Here is a 19474-nt window from a genome sequence, read left to right on the forward strand (position 1 = left end):
TTTACTTTGAACGAAGCCTGTTTATCTTCCGACCCTTTTCTTAAACGAAGAAACTAGCTTTGCCAGATGGGCCTTGTCGTCAAACGCATCAACTGGCAGTTGCTGCTCATTCATTTCCTGGCCCTCCCCTGCTTCATCGTAGGGGCGCAATTATTGGAGCGGATTCGGTGGGTACCCCTACGGCAGGCGTACCAAAACGGCGGCCTAGCAGGGTTCCGCCAAGCGAACGCCCCTGAGGACTTGAGTCCACCGTTTCCGCTATGTTGACCGGGCCCCTGTATGCGTGGTTCGTAGCCGTCCTGCTTGGATGCGCGTTGTCGGCACTGGTGGTGCGCTGGCAGCGGGAAAGCGCGTTCGTCCCGCTGTTGCTGTTCGGCCTTGCTATTGTCACGTCGTGGACACACTACTACGAAAGCGAACTGCTGCCGACAGCCGCGCCGCCCGAAGTCTACGACGATGCCGGCCATGATCCGGCCGCCAACATTCTACGTGCCCTGGCCGAGTCGCAGGCCGATTTGCTGCTTCTCATCGCGCGGCCCCGCAGCTTTTTGGGGCGGCTGTTCCATCACAGTGTCACGGCGCAGGTGCTGCACGGCTGTGCCGTACCGGTGCTGCTGCTCCCGGCCCACGGCCCGGACCAGCCTGACTGGATGCCGTCCATGTGTTGACGAGTGGCGCGGCCACTCTCGCTTATTGTTTTTCTTCACCCTAAGCTTTTCCTGGCTGTTTTTTTCCATCAGATATTCCTTTCCATTATCCTGCTTTCAGCCCTTTTTATTGGCGCGTTGGTCGTATTACGCCTGCACCAATTCGCCATCCGGTTACAGCCAGTACCACCCCGCCGCTAAGCCCCACCGCACGACATCTCCTCCCCAACTTTCGGTTAGCCGGGAGTCGGGGAGTTTTGGTTTAAGGCGGCCGAGGCTTGATAAAAATCACCTGTTCCAGCAATTTTCCTCATGCCAAAGCCAGTGGTTAAGGCGCACTTTTGCCTATGCCTCTTCGCGGCCGTCATAGACCGGAAGGCTTCGGCAAGCGTCCGTCGGCAGAAGCAGCTGTGCGTCCAGGCGCTGCGCCGGCCCAACGCCGGGCAACCTTGGGCAGAGAAACCACCGGCTTGTCCGGCGTCATCAACCACGACCATCGGGACGGGTTGATGACTATCATCGGGCAACCCAGCCAGCGTTCCTCGTCTACTCCGTCTCGCTATGAAACCTAACCTGCTCGTTCTCACCGATTCTTCGCCCGCCGCCGGCCGGGCCCGGGCCTACGCTGCCGTGCTGGCCGCCCCGTTGGGAGCCGTGGTCAACTTACTGCACGTTTACTCCATTCCACCCACCACCGCGCGGGTAAGCGCCCTGCGCGCCACCAACGCCGATGACGTAGTCAGGCAGCGTAGCGCCCTGGAAGAAGTGGCCGCCGCCCTGCTCAAGGAGCGCAACGCCCTGGAAGAGATAGCCGCCGCCATGCTCGTGCCCGCCACCGCCACCACCGTAACCGACCGCTGGGATGAGGCCGTGCGGGAAGCTTTGGCGCAGCATCGGCCGCTGCTGGTTATTGCCGGCCTCACGGCTACCGCCGGCCAGCTGGATGAATGGCTTAGCAACCGGGCCCTGCCGCTAGCCCACGAAACGGGCTACCCGCTGCTGCTCGTGCCCCAATACCTGCCCACGGCGGCCCTGCGCCCGCCGCGCTGCCTGGCCCTGGGCGTGCGCGACCAATCCTTTACCCTAACGCCCGAAGCCCTAACTCTGCGCCCGCTGCTGGCGGCGCTGGGGGCCACCGTGGTGCCTACCACCGTTGCCCCCCCCAACGCGCCCGTTGCCGGCCAGCGCGGCTTCGCAGCAGCCCAGGAGTGCGGCCTGGTTCAGGCCCTGGCTGGCACTAGCCTGCACCGGGTGATAGACGAAGCGCCGGCCGCGGGCTTGCGGCAGGCCGTGATGGAGCTGGCGGCCGATGTGCTGGTGCTGCTCGACCCCGGCCACGGCTGGATAAGCAAGCTGTTGGGCGAGAGTGTGATTGATGAAGTGCTACGGCACACCACGGTGCCGGTGCTGCTGCTGGCCACCCAGCACAGCAAACCAGACTAAGCGGCCAGTTCTGCAGCGCCCGTCCCACCGTAGCGCCTTCCCCTAACCCGCTTACCTAACCGCTATTCCGCATGGCTCTTTCCCTCATCGTTTTCGCCGGTTTTTACCCGCCGGCCCGCCGCGCCATTCAGTACGCCGACATTCTGGCCCAGGCTTTGAGCGGCCGTTTGGTGCTGCTGAATATCAACCGCGCCGCCCTAGTCGACCCCTACGCTACAGTGGGCCAAGTCTATCACCAGCAGGAACTGGCCCGCCAGGCGGATACGGCGGCCATTCTCTCTCAGCAGGCCGAAAGACTATTGAGCCCGGCGACCGTGGAAGTGGCCACCGACTTGCTGCCCGCCGTGGCCCAAAACCTGGCCCACCGCTACCAGCCGGCCCTGTTTGTGCTCAGCCAGGCCGACGACGACCGCCCCGCTGCCGTCGACCTGCTCACTTCGTGCGTGGAGATTCTGCGGGCCGGTAGCTATCCATTGCTGATCGTGCCGACCAGGGCCCCGGCGCCGACTGAAAACCCGCCCCGTCGCATTCTCATTGCCGCCGACCGCGAATCGTTTGCGCTGGCGGCAGAGGCGGCCGCGCTGCGCCCGCTGCTGGCCCTGCCCGGTGTCGAGGTCATCGTCATCCACGTCACAATTGGTGTGGATGACGATGAGGGCTGCGCCCTGGCCCTGCGAGCCGTGCAGGCCAGTGGCTTGGTCGAAGGGCGAGCCATACCGGAGCTGCGGGGCTATCAGCACGAGAGCTACGCGCAAGGGGTGATGGCTGCCGTGCTCGACACCCGCGCTGACCTGGTAATAGTTGTGGCCCGCCAGCGCAGCTATTTCGGCGACTTGTTTCACCGCAGCGTCACGGCGAACCTTATGGAAAACTGCCCGGTGCCCGTGCTGGTGCTGCCGACCGCCGCCACAGAACCGGCCACCGAAACGCCCGGCCTGGCCACGGCCGCCAGCTACGCCAATACCGTCCTCACTGGCCTGTTGCCGGCCTCCTGACGCGGGGCGCCCGGTTTTTAGCACCTATGCCATTGGCCTGATGCCGCCGAATTGAATACCCCCCACGCCATGACCATGCACACGCTCCTTACGCTTTCGGAAACGCTAAACCAACTCAAAGCGGAGGGCTACACCGAAGACTTCAACCTGAACGGGGACTATTTGGCCGGTCAACGCTCGGCCATCCAACTATCCCCCGATGAGTTTGTGGTAGACCAGCACTTCCGTTTTGAAGGCGCCAGCGACCCAGCCGATTCGGCCGTGCTCTACGCCATTTCCTCGGCCCGCTTCAACCTCAAAGGCACACTGGTGAATGGCTACGGCGTGTCCAGCGACGAGGCCGCCGACTGTATTATCCGCGCCATCCGGGAGCAGGCGTCCTAGCCAGGTCCCGCAGGATAGCCGCCATGCTAACGCTCAACCGCTTTTCAGTCAAACGCCCCAAGCCGGCGTGGTCGCTGCTTATTCGGAATCCAGCTTCCATCTACTCCTTGCTTTCGCTTTATGACTGATTTTGCCGATTTCTTTTTTGCCCAGGCCGTCGCCAGCGCCCATGTGCAGTTCGTGTACGACCTGAGGGCCGGCCGCGTCGTCTTCGTAAATGCGGCCTACGAGCGGATACTGCACCGCCCGGTCGCCCTGGTGAATGCCGATCTGCCCGCGCTGCTCGCCCAGCTGCACCCCGACGACCGCGCCTACCTGGCCCACTACTGGGCCCGGTGGAAGCGCGACGAAATCACCGATGAGGTGGAAGTTCGCCTGCAACACCCCGGCCAGCCAGACCAATGGTTTTGCCTCACGCCTTCGTACCAGCTGCTGGCCGATGGACGGGTGCTGCTGGGCGGTTCGCTGCGCAACATCAGCGTAATGAAGCGCTACCAGGAAAACGCCGACCTCTTCAACAGCCGCAAAAACGCGACCCTCGAAATCCTCTCGCACGACCTGAGCGGGTCCTTCATTCTGATGCAGCAAATCGCGGGCTTTCTGCGCGAGGAAGTGGTATCGCCGCCCCTGAGCCGGGTGCCCGAAATGCTCGGCGTGCTCGAAACCACCAGTCAAAGCAGCGTGAAAATGATTCGCGAGCTGATAAACCTGGAGTTCCTCACCTCGGCCAACACCGACCTTAAAGTGAACCGCGTGGACCTGGGGGCAGTGCTGCGCGAGCCGCTCGACCAGCTCCAGCGCGGCGAGCGATTCCTGGGCCACGAGTTCAGCTACTCGCTGCCCGCCGAGCCGGTGTACGCCAACGTGGACGTGAACAAATTCACCCAGGTACTCATTAATCTGGTCAGCAACGCCCTCAAGTTCACGCCCGACACCGGCCAAGTGGCGGTGCGCATCGTAGCCGGCCCCACCGTCATCCGCATCGAGGTGGCCGACACGGGCGTGGGCATCGCGCCCGACATGCAGCCGTACCTGTTTGAGCGGTTTACCAAGGCCCGCCGGCCGGGTTTGCGGGGCGAGCCCACCACCGGCCTGGGTCTGGCCCTGTGCAAAACCATCGTGGAGTGGCACCACGGCCATATTTCCGTGGAAAGCACGGTGGGCGAAGGCAGCACTTTCACCGTCGAAATCCCACGGGCCGAATACAGCAGCAGCGCCATTCAGGCTCCGGTCGAGGCCCTGCCGCTATTCGAGTAGAGAGCGGGGCGGCCGGGCCGTCGGTTAGTTTGCGCTGGCTTTTCGATGAGCTTATCCCGCTTAACAAGCATCTTATACCCTTCTTTATCTGCCCATTACAAACACCATACACTCGCCGGCCATACTTCCGAAAATGCCAGGCAACGCCTCGCTCCCAACAGGCCTGACGGACGCGGCGGTAGTGACTGCCCGCGCCGCGTACGGCCGCAACGTGCTGACGGCTGCCGCGCATTCGGGGCTGCTGGCCACCCTGCGCGAAGTGGTGCTGGAACCCATGTTTGTGCTGCTGGTGACGGCCGGGCAGCTGCGCCAGACCCTGCGTAACGTCACCCAAAGCACCGACAAGCTCAACGAGAGCATGACGGCCCTGCAAGGCAACTTCCTGCTGCGCGGCTACTTCCGCCACCAGGCTAAGCAGCAGGCTCGCGCCACGGCCGACTCCCTGCAGCAGGTGGAGCGGGCACAATAGCGCTGCCGGGGCATATTTTGTGCACGAGAAGTAGGAGAGAATTGCGTTTTAAGCACGGCTTTAGCGCCGCTCCACCAGCTTCCGCCGCTGCTTCCTCTCGCATCATCGGCACCTAAAATTCGTACACAGCAATGGCCAGCGCGGCCCTGGGCTTGACGAATAGCATTATTCGGGCTGGTGAAAGTCAGCGCAATGGGGTGGGCTGAGCGCTACCTTTGTTGAGCTTCAAACGCCCGGCACCAAAGTTGGCCTGTGGCTTTATTATTCACTTTTTAGTCTGCTTACGATGACGTGCGAAACCCTTAAAAACGGAACTGGCAAAGTATTACTCACCTCTCTGGCCGGCGCCGGCGTCGGCGCAGTTGTCGGCATCCTGCTATATTCCAAGCGGAGCATGGAGCGCCGCCGCCAGTTCCGTAACTACCGGATTGACCAGGGCCTGCGCCTACAGGGCGACTGGAATCAGCTGAAAGACAAGCTAAAAGAAGCCTACACCCACCTCACCGACGAGGACCTGACTTACGTGGAGGGCAAAGGCCACGAGCTGGTGAGCCGACTGCAGGCCAAGCTGGGCAAGCGTAAGCGCAAAATCGTGAAGATGCTGAACGCACTATAGGCCCCTTCTACGCCAACGTTCAACGAGCCCGCCACCGGGTTGCCGCAGTTTCCGAATGGATCTGGTGCGGCAGCCCGGTGGCGGGCTCATTGCATGGGGCTACATCACGGGCTGAAGAAATCCCTTCAAACAGCTCTTTGATCCAGGTAACCAGCCACTTCCTAGTTTCCCCATCGAATGCAAAAACTAGTGTTGCTGCGCAACGGTCAGAGTGTCTGGAACCAGCAAAACCGCTTTGCCGGCTGGACCGATGTGGACTTGTCGGCCGAAGGCAAGCAGCAAGCCGTGCGGGCGGGCCAGTTGCTGCGTCAGCACAGGTTCAGCTTCGACATCGGCTTTACCTCGGTGCTGAAGCGGGCCATCAAAACGCTGGACAGCACGCTCGAGGAGCTGGACTTACTTTAGATTCCGGTGCAGAAATCGTGGCGGCTGAACGAGCGGTTTTACGGCGCGCTGCAGGGCCTGAGCAAGGCGGAAACTCGACATTCCCTGCGGCGTGCCGCTGGTGTACGAGCTCTACGACGATCTGAACCGCCTGCGCCACTACTACCTGCAGTAAAAGCCGGTTCAAGCAGAAAAAGCAGTTATGCCTCATCTGGCATGCGCCTGTCGAAGCACAACCGTCTTTCCTGATTTCTTCTGACTCCGAAACCGGCTCTGCGCTTTTCAAGCGCGGTTAGTCCTCGGCGGCTGGCGCGGCGGTTGGCGTAGCCTCCTGAAGCTTCTGCAGCAGCAAAGCCGCCATGGGCTGGCCTTCGGGCAGGCCCTGCTGCCGCCACAGCTCCGCGCCGTCGCGCAGGAGCACAAACGCCGGTACGCCCCGGCCATCGAAGGCGTGCACTACGGCGGGGTGGCTGCCTTCATCCACTTTCAGCACATGAATAGCGGTGCCGAGCTGGATCTGCAAGTCTTGGAGCAGCAAATTGGTGGCTGTGCGGGCGAGCGGGGTTTCCTGCCGCGTGCCGGGCCCCACCGTGGGCAGCAGCACGAGCAGCATGGCCGGGTGGATGGGCAGCAGCGGGAGAATGGTGGTTGGAAACATGGACCGGGATAAAAGCAGGCTGAGAAGCTGAACGTTGGCAAACAGGCAAGCTGAACCGTGGCCTGGCCTAAACATTTCATATTTAAGTAGTCATAAAGTTAGCGCAAGCCCCAGTCGGCCCGTATGACGCATATCAGGATGCCGGAGTGACGTTTGTCAAGTCCGGTAGCTTAATGCCCGTGCGTGCCTGCTGCCCCCAGGGCCCCCGCGCGGTTAGTTTTCTCCTATGCCTCTACTCCCGGTTGCCTACACGGCCGTTTTAGCCGAGTTACTGTACGCTCATTCCGGCGAAATGGCGGGGATTTACGACCTGCGCCTGGGCTGGTTTACCCACGTAAACCCGGCCGGCGTGCAGCTGCTGGCTTACCCCTCGGAAGAAGCTTTCCTGGCCGACCCCAACCACTCGTTGCGCACGCCCCCCTGGACGCCTGAGCAGTGGCAGCACCTGTGCGACATCACCCGCCGCGAAGGCCACCACGAGCTCGAGGCCGACATTCGTCGCCACGTTGGTGAGCCGTTTCGGGCCTACGTGAAGCTGACGTATTGCGAGATTGAAGGCCGGCCGCTGCTGCTGGTCAACCTCACCGAGCACAGCCGCCTGCAACAGGCCGAGCGGGAGCTAGCCCACAGCGTGCGTCGCTTCGAGGCCGTGTTCACCAACGCTACGCTGGGCATTATCGTCTGCGACCGGGCGGGGCAGATGGTATCGGCCAATGCGCGGGCCGGGCTGCTGTTCGGCTACGCACCGGCCGAGCTGCTGGGCCAGCAGATTGAGGCATTGGTGCCCGATGCCACCGGCCGGCACCACGCGCAGCTGCGCGCCTCCTACAACGCCGACCCGCAGGTGCGCAACATGGGCCACGACCGTCCGCTGGCCGGCCAGCGCCGCGACGGCTCCGTGTTTCCCGTCGAGGCCAGTTTGAGCTACTTCCATCTGGATGAGGAGCTGTACGTGGTGGCCTACATCCTCGACCTGAGCGCCAAGCAGGCCGCCGAGCAGGCCCTGCGCACCCAGCACCAGCACGTGGCCCGCCTCAACGCCGAGCTGGAGCAAAAGGTAATCGACCGCACCAACGCCCTGCTGCTCACGCTGGAGCAGCTGGAAAAACGCGGCGACGAGCTGGCCCTGGCCCTGCAGGCCGAGCAGAAGCTGGGCGAGCTAAAGTCGCGCTTCGTGAGCATGGCCTCGCACGAGTTCCGCACGCCGCTGACGGCCGTAATCACTTCCGCCGACCTGATTGAGGAGTTCCCGGGTAGCCATCAGCAAGCCCAGCGCCTGAAATACGTGGCCCATATCCGCACTTCGGTGCAGCACCTGAACAACATCCTGGAAGAATTCCTGTCGGTGGGCCGCATCGAGGAAGGCAAAATTGAGGCCCACCCTGGCAACCTCAACCTCGACAGTCTGGTGCACGATACGGTGGCCGACATGCAGGGCCTGTGCAAAGCAGGCCAAACCATCGACTGGCAGGTAGAATGCCCCATTCCGGTGCGGCTCGATGCGTCGCTGCTGCGCAAAATCCTGGTGAACCTGCTCTCCAACGCCCTCAAGTACTCGGCCGAAAACACGGTAACCACCGTGCGCGCCAGCTGCCAGCCGTGGGAGCTTACCATCACGGTGCAGGACCGGGGAGTGGGCATTTCCCAGGAAGACCAGGCGGGCCTGTTCGAGCAGTTTTTCCGGGCGCCCAGCGTTATTACCGTCCCCGGCACTGGCCTGGGCCTCTACATCATCACCAAATATCTGGAACTGATGGGCGGTTCTATCAACCTGCAAAGCATACTCGGGGAGGGAACTACGGTCACCATCCGGCTGCCCCTCACCACGCCCGACTGAGGGCGATGAATCCAGTGAACAACGAAGACAGAACCTCACGAGGAGCTTTTCGAAGCATAAGTTTCTATTCAGCCCTCTACTACTCACCCCAGTCATGCCCCTCGTCCTGCTCATTGAAGACCATCAGATCATCCGCGAGAACACGGCCCAGCTGCTGGAGCTGGCCGGCTACACCGTACAAACGGCTGAAAACGGCGAGCTGGGCGTACAGCTGGCGCTGGCTGCGCGGCCTGATCTGGTTATCTGCGACATAATGATGCCCGTGCTCGACGGCTACGGCGTGCTCCAGATTTTCAACCAGCACCCGCAACTCACGGGCATACCGTTCATCTTCCTCACCGCTAAAACCGACTCGGTCGACCGGCGGCGCGGCATGGCGCTGGGGGCCGACGACTACCTGAGCAAGCCCTTCGAAAAAGCCGATTTGCTCAGCGCCGTCAGCGGGCGGCTCAGCCGCTTTCAGCACCTGAAACCGGACCCCGCCGTGAGCGGGGAGCGCCTGCATCAGTTTCTGGATGACGCGCAGCAGAGCGGCGACCTAGCCAGCCTCTCGTTGGACCGAAAACCGCACCTGGTTCGCAAAAAACAGGATATTTACCTCGAAGGTGATGAAGCTACGCGGCTGTATTTTGTGCAGAGCGGCCGGGTGAAAACCGTGAAAACCAATGCCGGCGGGAAAGAGTTGCTGGTGGGTTTGCACGGCCCCGGCGAGTTTTTTGGCTACCTGCCGCTGCTGCAGCACACCCCCCACCGCGACTCAGCCGTGGCCGTCGACGAGTCGGAGCTGCTTTACATTCCGAAGGCCGATTTTATGGCGCTGCTGCTGCGCAACCCCGAGGTGGGCCAACAGTTCGTGCGCCTGCTGGCGGGCCAGGTGAGCGGGCAGGCCGAGCTGCTGCTGGCCATGGCCTATAGCTCCATCCGCCGCCGCGTGGCCGACACGCTGGTGCAGCTGCACGAGCAGCAGGCCGGCACCGCCGCCGCTGCCGTGGGCATCCAGCTCACCCGCGACGACATGGCGGCCATGGTGGGCACGGCCCCCGAGTCGCTGAGCCGTACGCTCAACGAGTTCAAGCACGACGGCCTGATTGCGCTGACGCCTAACACCATTCGGGTACTAGAACCCGAAAAGCTGCGCCAGGCGCACTGGTAAGCCAACCGCTCAAGCGGCAGTTAAAAAAATCCGCCACCGGGTTAAGGTTTATCATACCAGGAACAGCCTTCAAGGCCGGGCCGCAGGTGGCCGAGCTGGCTTCCGGGCAACTACTGACGCTGCACGCGGGCATCGCGCACAGCGTTGTCGCGGGTGGATTTTCGGCTGGGTTTCGCAACTGCTTCATAAGGGAAAAAAGCGCCCGGCTACATCAGGTAAAATGCCTCGGGGGCCAGCGGAGCGGGCCCGCCGGTTTCGTTCAGCAGCTGCCGCAGGTTTATTTCGACGGTGCGGGCAATGGCCGTGACTGGCGTGTCGGTGGGCTTGTTTTTGAAGGGGTCCTGCAGGTACCGGGCCGTACGCTCGAGCTGGAAAAAAGACGACGAAATGGTAAGCAGCACCGGGATTTCCCACAGCCCGATGGCCTTCACCAGCCCCAGCGAGAGCGTGCCCAGAAACAGGTAAATGAAGCTGTACACCAGCAGCCGGTAGCTGACCGGGAACACCGTGGTCTTGATGCGCTCGGCTTGGCCCATGGCGTCGGTCAGGCGTGCCAGCGTGGCATCCAGCTGCACCTGCTGGTAGGTATTGAGAGCCCCTTGCTGGTAGAGGTCGCGGAGTTGGTCGGCGTGCATTGCTAACAGGGCCAGCGGCTTGTGGGGCTGCGGCGCGAGCCAGGCCCGCTCGGCGGCCGACAGGTAGGACGCCAGCCCCGCGGCGGCATCCTGGCCACGCAGGGCTTGGCCCAGACTGTAGCACCAGGCCATCTGGCGGTAGGCCAGGACCGTAAGCGGCGCATCCGGCCCCACAGGTTGCGGAGCGGCCGCAATTAGAAAAGTACGGGCCTGGAGTACCAGCGTACGCGAGTCGTTGACGATGTTGCCCCAGATTTTGCGTGCTTCCCACCACCGGTCGTACGACTGGCTGGTTTTGAAGGCCAGCAGCAGCGAAATCAGGCTGCCCAGAATGGTCGGCAGCTGCAGCGGCATCAGGGGCAGGTGGGTGCCCAGCGCCAGTTTCAGCAGGTGGAAAAACACGGAAATCAGCAGCACCCGCACCACGTCGGCCCGGATATGCTTCAGAACATAGCGAACGGGGAGGCGGGCGGCGAGCAGCATCGGAAGGGAGGAATAAAAAGCAGCCGGTCCGGGATGGGGGCGGCAAAAAGCACCGCAACGACCGAAGCCAGCCGGCCGGCAAAAGCCGTTTACCCGGCCAGCAGCGCCCGGCGGGCGGCTTCTTCCGACTCGTAGCCCGCCAGCGAGCTTTCGCCCAGCCGGGCCAACACCTTGTCGGTGGCCCGGTGTCCGAAGAAATCGGTGGCAAACACTACCGCGTGGCGCGACAGGCCGGCCCGGCAGGCGCGCGGGTACCAATCGTTGGCCATCCAGCCGGCCAGATCATCCCACATCAGGTGAGATTCCCGACGGTCGTCGAGCAGGCGGTAGCAATGCACGGGCTGAATTTCGAGGATGATCTGCTCGTAGCCGGCCTGCGTGGTAGCCAGGGTTTGCTCCGGGCTCCAGCGGGCATGCAGGAAATCATCCACCAGGTCATAGTCGAGGACGAGGGCGGCCGATTGATATAAGATGCGGTGGTGCATGGCGGAAGAAAGTCAGGCGCCCGCCCGCCCGCTGGTAGCGCCGGTGGCAGGACGCTCAGGGGTGAGAATACAAGGTACGCCCGCAATACTTATCCCGCGTAGGCGGGCGCGGCCGGCGTGGCTTTACCGGCCGGCGCGACCAGCGGCTGGGGCTCCAAGGCCACCCCGCGCCGCCGGATGATAAACTTCCGGATTTCCACTGCCCAGAACACCACACTGGCCATGGTCGCGGCAATGCCCAGCTCGGCCACGGTGAGCGGCTGGGTGCTGAACAGCTCGTTGCAGAAGGGCACGTAGATAATGATCAGGTGCAGGCCCACGGTGAGCAGCACGGCCCCCAGCATGGGCTTATTGGTGAGCAGGCCGAGGCTGAAAATGGATTCGTGGCCCGAACGAATGGCCAGCGCCAAGCCCAGCTGACTGAAACAGAGCACCGTAAAGGCCATTGTCTGCCAGTGCGGCAGTCCCCGCCCGATGGCCCAGGTCTGCATACCAATGGTAAGCGCCCCCACCAGCAGCCCCACGGCCAGGATAAACCAGCCCAGCCCGTCGGCAAAAATGGTCTGGCGCGGGTTTATCGGCGGGCGCTGCATCGTGCTCTTCTCCGACGGCTCGTAGGCCAGGGCCAGGCCGGGCAGGCCGTCGGTTATCAGGTTGATCCAGAGAATATGAATGGCCAGCAGCGGCACGGGCAAGCCGAAAAACGGGGCGCAAAACAGGGCTGTTATTTCCCCCACGCTGCCCGCCAGTAGGTAGCGGATAAACTTGAGGATGTTGTCGTAGATGCGCCGCCCGTGCCGCACGGCCTCCACAATGGTCGCAAAGTTATCGTCGAGCAGAATCATGGCCGCCGCTTCTTTGGCCACTTCGGTGCCGTTAATGCCCATGGCAATGCCGATATCGGCGTTTTTGAGAGCCGGCGCGTCGTTCACGCCGTCGCCCGTCATGGCTACGAACTGGTGCCGGGCCTGCAGGGCGCTGATGATGCGCAGCTTCTGGGCCGGGTCGACGCGGGCGTACACGCGCACTTTTTCCACCACCGCCGCGAAAGCCGCCTCGTCCAGCGCCGTCAGCTCGGGGCCGGTTAGCACCAGCTCTTCTTCGGAGGAAATGATACCCAGCTTTTCGGCAATGGCCTTGGCCGTGAGCTTATGGTCGCCGGTAATCATGACGGGGATGATGCCGGCCGTTTTGCACTCGGCTACGGCCTGGCGGGCCTCCTCGCGGGGCGGGTCAATCAGGCTGGCGAAGCCCAGAAAGGTGAGGTCGGTTTCGACGGTGGCCGGGGTGAGGTCGGCGGGCAACTCGGGGAGCATTTTGGCCCCGTAGGCCAGTACCCGGTAGCCCTGCGCGGCCTGGGCATCCACGCGCCGGCGCAGGTCGGCAATGCCGGCCTGCTGGCTGGCGGCAAGCTGCTTGTACAGCGAGCCAGCCGCCCCTTTGGTGAGAACCAGCACGCCCTTTGGGGTTTGGTGCAGCGTCGTCATGCACCGGCGCTCCGAGTCGAAGGGCAGTTCGGCCAGGCGCGGAAACTGCGCTTCCAGCCCGGTGCGGTCGTAGTCTTTGTCGGCGGCATACCGGGCCAAGGCTACTTCGGTCGAGTCGCCCAGCCAGTTGTTTTCGGGGTCGCGGGCGGCGTCAGTGTTCAGGGCCAGGGCCACGAGCAGGGCGTTGCGGTCGGCCAAGCCGGGCAGTGCCACGGCGGGCACTTCGTAGAGGTCCTCGACCGTCATCTGGTTGAGCGTGAGCGTGCCGGTTTTATCGGTGCAGATGTAGGTGACCGAGCCCAGCGTTTCCACGGCCGGCAGCTTGCGGATGAGGGCGTGGCTTTGCATGAGCCGCCCCGCCCCCAGCGCCAGCGACACGGTAACCAGCGCCGGGAGGGCCTCCGGAAGCGCGGCAATGGCCAGCGAAATAGCCACCAGCAGCAGGCTTTCCCAGGGCTCGCCCCGCAGCCAGCCCACCGCAAAAAACAGCGCCCCCACCACCAGCGCGGCCACCGACAGGCGCTTGCCCAGCGTGCCCAGCCGTTTTTGCAGCGGCGTCACCACTTCGGCCGTCTGGATAAGGGCGGCAATCTTGCCCAGCTCGGTGCGCATGCCAGTCGCTACCACGTAGGCCGTAGCCCGGCCATTGGTGACGGACGTGCCCTTGTAACCCAGGTTAACCCGGTCGCCGAGAGAATAGTCGCCGGGTGGAAGCGCCTCCACAGTTTTCTCCACGTTGTTGGACTCGCCGGTCAGCGACGACTCGTCCACCTTGAGGGTGAAGGTTTCCAGGAAGCTGACGTCGGCCGGAATCACGTTACCGGCTTCGAGCAGCACCACGTCGCCGGGCACCAACTCGGCGGTGAGCACCTGTTGCGGCTGGCCGTCGCGGAGCACCTGCGCGTGGCTGGCGGCCATTTTTTGCAGGGCCTCCATCGCCTTGTCGGCCCGGTATTCCTGCACAAACCCGATAACCGCGTTCAGCCCCACAATAGCCAGAATGACGTAGGCCGACTTAGCCTCGCCAATGAGTACTGACACACCAGCGGCAGCCAGCAGCACCAAAATCATCACGTCGGCCAGCTGGTGCAGTAGTAGCTGCCAGACGGTTTTCTGCTGGGAGCCGGTTAGCTGGTTGGGGCCGTGTTCGGCCAGCCGCTGCCCGGCTGTGGCCGCGTCGAGCCCGGCCGGCGAAGTAGCCAGCGCAGCGGCCACATCGGCCACGGGGGGAAGGTGATAATCCATAGAGTAAGGTGGTTGCGCGCTTTATGCGTGGAGTAGGCGGCCATCGGCAAGGTCAGTATGACCGTCCTTTTTATTGAGCCTCACTCCCCCACTCCCAGTCCCGGATTTCGGGCATATCCTGGCCGTAGCGGTAGATGTACTGCTTGTGGGCCACGAGTTTATCCTGGAGCAGTTGTTTGAGGTGCGCGCCCCGGTTGCCGAGTCGGGGCACCCGGTCGAGCACGTCCATCACCAGGTGAAAGCGGTCCAGCTCGTTGAGCACGGTCATATCGAAGGCCGTTGTGATGGTGCCTTCTTCCTGGTAGCCGCGCACGTGCATGTGGGGGTTGTTGGCGCGGTTGTAGGTGAGGCGATGCACCAGCCAGGGGTAGCCGTGAAAAGCAAAAACCACGGGCTTGTTGCGCGTAAACAGGGCGTCGTAGTCGGCGTCGGACAGGCCGTGGGGGTGCTCGGTGCTGCGCTGCAGGCGCAGCAAATCCACCACGTTTATCACCCGGATTTTCAGCTCCGGCAGATGTTCGCGCAGGATGGAAACGGCGGCCAGGGTTTCCAGCGTGGGCACGTCGCCGCAGCAGGCCATTACGACATCGGGCTCCTGGCCGGCGTCGGAGCTGGCCCAGGTCCAGATGCCGATGCCCTGGGTGCAGTGCATAATGGCCGCGTCCATGCTCAGCCACTGCGGGGCGGGGTGCTTGGCGGCCACTAGCACGTTCACGTAGTGGCGGCTGCGCAGGCAGTGGTCCATCACTGAGAGCAGGCAGTTGGCATCGGGCGGCAGGTACACCCGCACGATGCTGGCTTTCTTGTTGACGACGTGGTCGATAAAGCCGGGGTCCTGGTGCGTGAAGCCGTTGTGGTCCTGGCGCCACACGGTGCTCGTAAGCAGATAGTTGAGCGAGGCAATATTGCGCCGCCACGGAATTTCGAGCGTCGTCTTCAACCACTTGGCGTGCTGGTTAAACATCGAATCGACGATGTGAATAAACGCCTCGTAGCTGTTGAACAGCCCGTGCCGGCCGGTGAGCAGGTAGCCTTCCAGCCAACCCTCGCACTGGTGCTCGCTCAGCATTTCCACCACGCTGCCCGAAGTTGCCAGAAACTCGTCGTGCGGAGCGGTGGCGGCGTTCCACTGCCGGTCAGTGGCCTCAAACACCGACCCTAATTTGTTGGACAGTGTCTCGTCGGGCCCGAAAATCCGGAAGTTGCGTGGCGCCGAGTTCCGCGCCACCACATCGCGCAGAAACTGGCCCACCGTGCCCGTGTCGCTAGCCTCCACGGCTCCGGGCGCCGGCACTTGCACGGCGTAGTCGGCAAAGTCGGGCAGCTGTAAGGGCCGCAGCAGCTGCCCGCCGTTGGCGTGGGGGTTGGCGCCCATCCGCCGGTTGCCCCGCGGGGCCAGCTCGGCCAGCTCGGGTAGGAGGCGGCCCGCGGCGTCGAACAGCTCTTCGGGCCGGTAGCTGCGCAGCCAGCTTTCCAGCTGCGCTAAATGCGCGGGTGGGGCGTCGGCCGACACGGCCAGCGGCACTTGGTGGGCGCGGAAAGTGCCTTCGTTGGCTTGGCCATCCACTTCCTTCGGGCCGGTCCAGCCCTTGGGCGAACGGAGCACCAGCAGCGGCCAACGCGGCCGGGTGGGGTCAGTTTGAATCCGGGCGTTGTGCTGGATGGCCAGGATGTTTTCCACTACCGCATCGAGGGCCTGCGCCATGGCTTGGTGCATCAGCGCGGGCTCGTCACCTTCCACGTAGTAGGGCGTCCAGCCGTAGCCGCGCAGCAGCTGGTCGAGCTCTTCGGGCGTGATGCGGGCCAGCACCGTGGGGTTGGAAATCTTGTAGCCGTTGAGGTGCAGAATGGGCAGCACCGCGCCGTCGGTGGCGGGGTCGAGGAACTTGTTGGCGTGCCAGGCGGTGGCCAGCGGGCCGGTTTCGGCTTCCCCGTCGCCAATCACGCAGGCCACTAGCAGGTCGGGGTTATCAAACACGGCCCCGAACGCGTGGCTCAGCGAGTAGCCCAGCTCGCCACCCTCGTGGATGGAGCCCGGCGTCTGGGGACCCGCGTGGCTGGAAATGCCGCCCGGAAACGAGAACTGCCGAAACAGCCGCCGCAGCCCTTCCTCATCCTGACTAATGATGGGGTAAACTTCGCTGTAGGTCCCTTCCAGATACGTGCCCGCCACCACCGCGGGGCCGCCGTGGCCGGGGCCGCACACGTAAACCATATCCAGGTCGTACTTGCCAATTACCCGGTTGAGGTGGGTGTAGATGAAGTTCTGGCCCGGCGTGGTGCCCCAATGCCCCAGCAGCAGCGGCTTGATGTGGGCCGGCGTGAGCGGCTCGCGCAGCAACGGGTTGTCATACAAATACATCTGCCCCACCGAGAGGTAGTTGGCCGCCCGCCAGTAGGCATCAATCAGGCGGAGGTCTTCCGGCGCAAGTGGAGTAGCGAAGGCCGGGGTCGGCGCAAGGTCGGTGGTCGTTACCATGAGGCAGTAGGCTTAGTAGAGAAAGGGCCCAGCGACCCGCTGACTGGGGCGGGCTAAAGCAGCAGTATCCGGGCGTGGCAGGCATTGCACTCGGCCTTGGACGGGTGGGTAGAGTGGCGCGCCACAATGGCGCCTTCCATGGCCTGGTGCAGTGCGGCCAGCAGCCGGCGCCGCTCGTCATCGGGCGTGTTTTCCAGCACCTGCTCGAAGGCCGTCCGGTACACGTGCGCCATAAAGCTGGCGCCGTACGTGACAAACAGCTGGTCGTGCCGGGCGGCAAATGCTACTTTTTCCGTGGTCGAAATCGACAGCGACAGCGCCTGCCACTGCTTCGCGTTATCGTCCAAGCTTTGTTGCAGGTCGTCGTTCATCAAGTCAGAATAAAAGTGCGTTGCGGACCGCCGGGCCGCTTTAGGCAATAGTCGGGAGCACCAGCACGGGCACGGTGCTGTGCAGCAGCACTTCGGCCGTCACGCTGTTATGGAACAGCTTCCCCCAGAAGCTGCGGGGCCGCGCCAGCAGTACTACCAAGTCCGTATCGCGGGCCTGCGCCAGCTGCAGAATGCCGTTGGCGGGACGCGTGGCTCCCGTGCGGCGGAAGCGCAGGGGGGCCGGCAAGTCAATTTCCACCCCCGTGCGCCGCACTGAACCCAGCACCTGCTCCTCCGAAACAGCGGCCGCAGAATCCGGCGCGACATGGAGCACCGTCAGCTCCACGCCCAGCATGCGCACCAGCTGGCGAATGGCGCCGGCGTGCAGGCCCAGGGTGAACTCTTCCCCATCGACGGCCAATAGCACGCGCCGGGGCACCGCATTGCTGGCTACCGAGTGCGGTACAATCAGCATGGGGTATGGAGCCGTGCGCAGTATGTCGAGCGCGGTAGTTTGCACCAACTGATCGGGCGTAGCCGAGTAGTCGGGCCGGCCCAGCACTACCAGCAGCGGGTGGTGCCGGCTCACGGCATCAGCCACGGCAAAGGCCACGCGGCCGTGCCCGATTTCGACCACCACCGGCACGGCCAGATCATCGGCTACCCGGCTCAAAGCCAGCGCTGTGGCTTCGCGGCTCAGGTCCGACAGCTCGCCGGTGAACATTTCGGGGTCGAGCAGCGAGTCGCGGCGCACGTGCAGCAGCACCAGCCGGGCCCCCAGCGGCTCAGCCAGGTTGGTGGCATAGGCGAGGGCCTGGTCAGCGGCCCGGAAGAAATCGGTGAGAATCAGCAGGGAAGGCGTCATAAGGCAGGACTTAAAGCAGCGACAATAGCACGGACAAAGGAAGGGCTGACGGGCAGCAAACGGCATGAGCAATGTCAAGCGCTGGGCATGACTTTTATCAGCGGAACGGCGGGGCAAGCGGCGTACTCTTGTATCGTCCTTCGTTCGCTTTTACCTAGCACTCTTCCGGCGCTTTTCCGCTGCCTACTTTACAGCCCGGCCCGTTGCGGCCGGCAACGCCCGGTGGGCGCCCCACTTTCTCAACGACTTACCATGACCATTACCGTATTCAGCGCTTATCCTTTTGAGCGCCCCTACCTCAGCGCTGCGGCGCAGGACTGCTACCCCTTCAACTTTGTGGCGGCGGCCCTCACGCTGGATACCGCCGGCCAGGCTGCGGGCAGCACTGCCGTAGCTCTTTTCGTGAACGATGACGCTTCGGCGCCGGTGCTCGAAAAACTGTGGGCCCTGGGCGTGCGCTACCTACTGCTGCGCGCCGCCGGCCACGACAACGTGGACCTGCCCGCTGCCCACCGGCTGGGCCTGCGCGTGGCTACCGTGCCCCACTACTCGCCTTTCGCCATTGCCGAGCACACGCTGGCCCTGATGCTGGCCCTCAACCGCCACCTACGCCAGGCCGACGCCCAGGTGCGGCACGGAGACTTCCGGCTCGATAAGCTCGTGGGCTTCGACCTACACGGCAGAACGGTGGGCATCATCGGCTGCGGTACCATTGGCGGCACGCTGGCGGGCCTGCTGCAGGGCTTCGGCTGCCGCCTGCTGGGCTACGACATTCAGCCCGATGCGGAGCTGACCCGGCGCTACGGCCTGGAGTACGTGCCACTGGACGAGCTGTGCGCGCAGGCCGACGTCATTTCGCTGCATGCCCCGCTTACGCCCGCCACCCGGCATATCCTGAATGCGGCGCAGCTGGCAAAAATGAAGCGCGGCGTGATGCTCATCAACACCGGCCGGGGGACGCTGCTGGACACCGAAGCGGCCCTGGCGGCCCTTGAATCGGGCCAGCTTGGCTACCTGGGACTAGACGTGTACGAGCACGAAAAGGGCCTGTTTTTCAACGACCATTCCCAGCAGCCGCTCCAGGATGAGTTGCTGGTGCGGCTGCTAGCCCAACCCAACGTGTTGATAACGGGCCACCAAGGCTTCCTGACCCATGATGCACTGACTAATATTGCCTCCACCTGCTTCGAAACCCTAGGATGCTGGCTCGCCGGGCAGCCCACGCCCAACGAGTTGCTGCCGGCCCCGCATCCGGAAGTAGCCGTGCCGGCCTGATTGCCCCCCCCCATTTTCCGAATTTTACTTCCTAAGCCCCACTATTAATAATCTCAGCAACGCTGCACCCAAGCGCGTAGGAAACCAAGAAAGTAAAAAGTGAAACATAGGAAGCAAGAGGATAGGAAGGCCTAAAGTTATCCCTTCCTATCAAATAGCCCACCTGCTATACAGCGCACTACAAATAGTGCGAAGTGAGTTACTCCTAAACGCTGCATCTGTCCTTCCAAAAATTGTATGCAGCGGTGAGTAAAAAGAAAATCTCCTTCAATTGAACAGCTCGTTCACCGACCCACCATTTTACTG

The 19474-nt window shown here is 63.2% G+C and carries 18 protein-coding genes; 11 read left to right on the forward strand and 7 right to left on the reverse strand.

Translation table 11 applies throughout. The features are described 5' to 3' along the window. The first annotated feature begins 260 nt into the window (after positions 1-260). From HW556_RS15110 to HW556_RS18545, 8 genes are all read left to right on the forward strand, one after another. The gene (locus tag HW556_RS15110) at positions 261-668 is read left to right on the forward strand and encodes a universal stress protein (RefSeq protein WP_176900954.1); all 408 of its coding nucleotides are present in this window, start codon (positions 261-263) and stop codon (positions 666-668) included. 540 nt (positions 669-1208) lie between these two features. Next, the gene (locus tag HW556_RS15115; RefSeq protein ID WP_176900955.1) at positions 1209-2090 is read left to right on the forward strand and encodes a universal stress protein; all 882 of its coding nucleotides are present in this window, start codon (positions 1209-1211) and stop codon (positions 2088-2090) included. A gap of 71 nt (positions 2091-2161) precedes the next feature. Next, entirely contained in the window at positions 2162-3085 is a 924-nt protein-coding gene (locus HW556_RS15120; RefSeq protein ID WP_176900956.1) for a universal stress protein, read from the forward strand. Between the two features lie 51 nt (positions 3086-3136). Next, positions 3137-3469: a phosphoribosylpyrophosphate synthetase gene (locus HW556_RS15125; protein ID WP_246289669.1), complete on the forward strand. Its 333-nt coding sequence runs from the start codon at positions 3137-3139 to the stop codon at positions 3467-3469. A 120-nt stretch (positions 3470-3589) separates the two neighbouring features. Then, a complete protein-coding gene (locus HW556_RS15130; protein WP_176900957.1) occupies positions 3590-4726 on the forward strand; it encodes a PAS domain-containing sensor histidine kinase in 1137 nt (378 codons plus the stop codon). Positions 4727-4859: 133 nt separating this feature from the next. After that, entirely contained in the window at positions 4860-5195 is a 336-nt protein-coding gene (locus HW556_RS15135; RefSeq protein ID WP_176900958.1) for a cation-transporting P-type ATPase, read from the forward strand. A 286-nt stretch (positions 5196-5481) separates the two neighbouring features. After that, entirely contained in the window at positions 5482-5811 is a 330-nt protein-coding gene (locus tag HW556_RS15140; protein ID WP_246289670.1) for a CsbD family protein, read from the forward strand. A 177-nt stretch (positions 5812-5988) separates the two neighbouring features. After that, positions 5989-6216 carry a 2,3-bisphosphoglycerate-dependent phosphoglycerate mutase gene (locus HW556_RS18545; protein WP_218136942.1) on the forward strand — a complete coding sequence of 76 codons (228 nt, stop codon included), beginning with the start codon at positions 5989-5991 and terminating at the stop codon, positions 6214-6216. Between the two features lie 271 nt (positions 6217-6487). Here HW556_RS18545 and HW556_RS15150 read toward each other — a convergent pair whose 3' ends face one another. Further along, positions 6488-6853 (reverse strand): YbbN family protein, encoded by a 366-nt coding sequence (locus HW556_RS15150; protein WP_176900959.1) that lies wholly within the window; start codon positions 6851-6853, stop codon positions 6488-6490. 226 nt (positions 6854-7079) lie between these two features. Here HW556_RS15150 and HW556_RS15155 point away from each other — a divergent pair, with 226 nt between their 5' ends. Both HW556_RS15155 and HW556_RS15160 read left to right on the forward strand, forming a co-directional pair. Continuing rightward, positions 7080-8690, forward strand: a complete 1611-nt coding sequence (locus tag HW556_RS15155; protein ID WP_176900960.1) for a sensor histidine kinase — start codon at positions 7080-7082, stop codon at positions 8688-8690. 94 nt (positions 8691-8784) lie between these two features. Continuing rightward, positions 8785-9843, forward strand: coding sequence for a response regulator (locus tag HW556_RS15160; RefSeq protein ID WP_176900961.1), 1059 nt, complete (start codon positions 8785-8787; stop codon positions 9841-9843). 206 nt (positions 9844-10049) lie between these two features. Here HW556_RS15160 and HW556_RS15165 read toward each other — a convergent pair whose 3' ends face one another. From HW556_RS15165 to HW556_RS15190, 6 genes are all read right to left on the reverse strand, one after another. After that, the gene (locus HW556_RS15165) at positions 10050-10961 is read right to left on the reverse strand and encodes a bestrophin family protein (RefSeq protein ID WP_176900962.1); all 912 of its coding nucleotides are present in this window, start codon (positions 10959-10961) and stop codon (positions 10050-10052) included. Between the two features lie 89 nt (positions 10962-11050). After that, positions 11051-11446, reverse strand: a complete 396-nt coding sequence (locus HW556_RS15170; RefSeq protein ID WP_176900963.1) for a hypothetical protein — start codon at positions 11444-11446, stop codon at positions 11051-11053. 89 nt (positions 11447-11535) lie between these two features. After that, positions 11536-14178, reverse strand: coding sequence for a cation-translocating P-type ATPase (locus HW556_RS15175; RefSeq protein ID WP_176900964.1), 2643 nt, complete (start codon positions 14176-14178; stop codon positions 11536-11538). Positions 14179-14248: 70 nt separating this feature from the next. Further along, complete coding sequence (locus tag HW556_RS15180; protein ID WP_176900965.1) at positions 14249-16657, reverse strand: phosphoketolase family protein; 2409 nt, start codon at positions 16655-16657, stop codon at positions 14249-14251. 53 nt (positions 16658-16710) lie between these two features. After that, the gene (locus HW556_RS15185) at positions 16711-17028 is read right to left on the reverse strand and encodes a hypothetical protein (RefSeq protein ID WP_176900966.1); all 318 of its coding nucleotides are present in this window, start codon (positions 17026-17028) and stop codon (positions 16711-16713) included. 40 nt (positions 17029-17068) lie between these two features. Beyond that, positions 17069-17893 (reverse strand): universal stress protein, encoded by an 825-nt coding sequence (locus HW556_RS15190; protein ID WP_176900967.1) that lies wholly within the window; start codon positions 17891-17893, stop codon positions 17069-17071. A gap of 252 nt (positions 17894-18145) precedes the next feature. Between HW556_RS15190 and HW556_RS15195 the strand changes: the two genes are divergently transcribed. Further along, positions 18146-19168, forward strand: coding sequence for a 2-hydroxyacid dehydrogenase (locus HW556_RS15195; RefSeq protein ID WP_176900968.1), 1023 nt, complete (start codon positions 18146-18148; stop codon positions 19166-19168). Positions 19169-19474 lie beyond the last annotated feature (306 nt).

This window comes from Hymenobacter terrestris, from assembly GCF_013377905.1.
Lineage (GTDB): Bacteria > Bacteroidota > Bacteroidia > Cytophagales > Hymenobacteraceae > Hymenobacter > Hymenobacter terrestris.

Excerpts from the sequence above, each read along its gene's own strand:
- HW556_RS15110 (WP_176900954.1), top strand. The coding sequence starts at position 261 with ATGTTGACCGGGCCCCTGTATGCGTGGTTCGTAGCCGTCCTGCTTGGA.
- HW556_RS15115 (WP_176900955.1), top strand. The coding sequence starts at position 1,209 with ATGAAACCTAACCTGCTCGTTCTCACCGATTCTTCGCCCGCCGCCGGC.
- HW556_RS15120 (WP_176900956.1), top strand. The coding sequence starts at position 2,162 with ATGGCTCTTTCCCTCATCGTTTTCGCCGGTTTTTACCCGCCGGCCCGC.
- HW556_RS15130 (WP_176900957.1), top strand. The coding sequence starts at position 3,590 with ATGACTGATTTTGCCGATTTCTTTTTTGCCCAGGCCGTCGCCAGCGCC.
- HW556_RS15135 (WP_176900958.1), top strand. The coding sequence starts at position 4,860 with ATGCCAGGCAACGCCTCGCTCCCAACAGGCCTGACGGACGCGGCGGTA.
- HW556_RS15140 (WP_246289670.1), top strand. The coding sequence starts at position 5,482 with ATGACGTGCGAAACCCTTAAAAACGGAACTGGCAAAGTATTACTCACC.
- HW556_RS18545 (WP_218136942.1), top strand. The coding sequence starts at position 5,989 with ATGCAAAAACTAGTGTTGCTGCGCAACGGTCAGAGTGTCTGGAACCAG.
- HW556_RS15150 (WP_176900959.1), bottom strand. The coding sequence starts at position 6,853 with ATGTTTCCAACCACCATTCTCCCGCTGCTGCCCATCCACCCGGCCATG.
- HW556_RS15155 (WP_176900960.1), top strand. The coding sequence starts at position 7,080 with ATGCCTCTACTCCCGGTTGCCTACACGGCCGTTTTAGCCGAGTTACTG.
- HW556_RS15160 (WP_176900961.1), top strand. The coding sequence starts at position 8,785 with ATGCCCCTCGTCCTGCTCATTGAAGACCATCAGATCATCCGCGAGAAC.
- HW556_RS15165 (WP_176900962.1), bottom strand. The coding sequence starts at position 10,961 with ATGCTGCTCGCCGCCCGCCTCCCCGTTCGCTATGTTCTGAAGCATATC.
- HW556_RS15170 (WP_176900963.1), bottom strand. The coding sequence starts at position 11,446 with ATGCACCACCGCATCTTATATCAATCGGCCGCCCTCGTCCTCGACTAT.
- HW556_RS15175 (WP_176900964.1), bottom strand. The coding sequence starts at position 14,178 with ATGGATTATCACCTTCCCCCCGTGGCCGATGTGGCCGCTGCGCTGGCT.
- HW556_RS15180 (WP_176900965.1), bottom strand. The coding sequence starts at position 16,657 with ATGGTAACGACCACCGACCTTGCGCCGACCCCGGCCTTCGCTACTCCA.
- HW556_RS15185 (WP_176900966.1), bottom strand. The coding sequence starts at position 17,028 with ATGAACGACGACCTGCAACAAAGCTTGGACGATAACGCGAAGCAGTGG.
- HW556_RS15190 (WP_176900967.1), bottom strand. The coding sequence starts at position 17,893 with ATGACGCCTTCCCTGCTGATTCTCACCGATTTCTTCCGGGCCGCTGAC.
- HW556_RS15195 (WP_176900968.1), top strand. The coding sequence starts at position 18,146 with ATGACCATTACCGTATTCAGCGCTTATCCTTTTGAGCGCCCCTACCTC.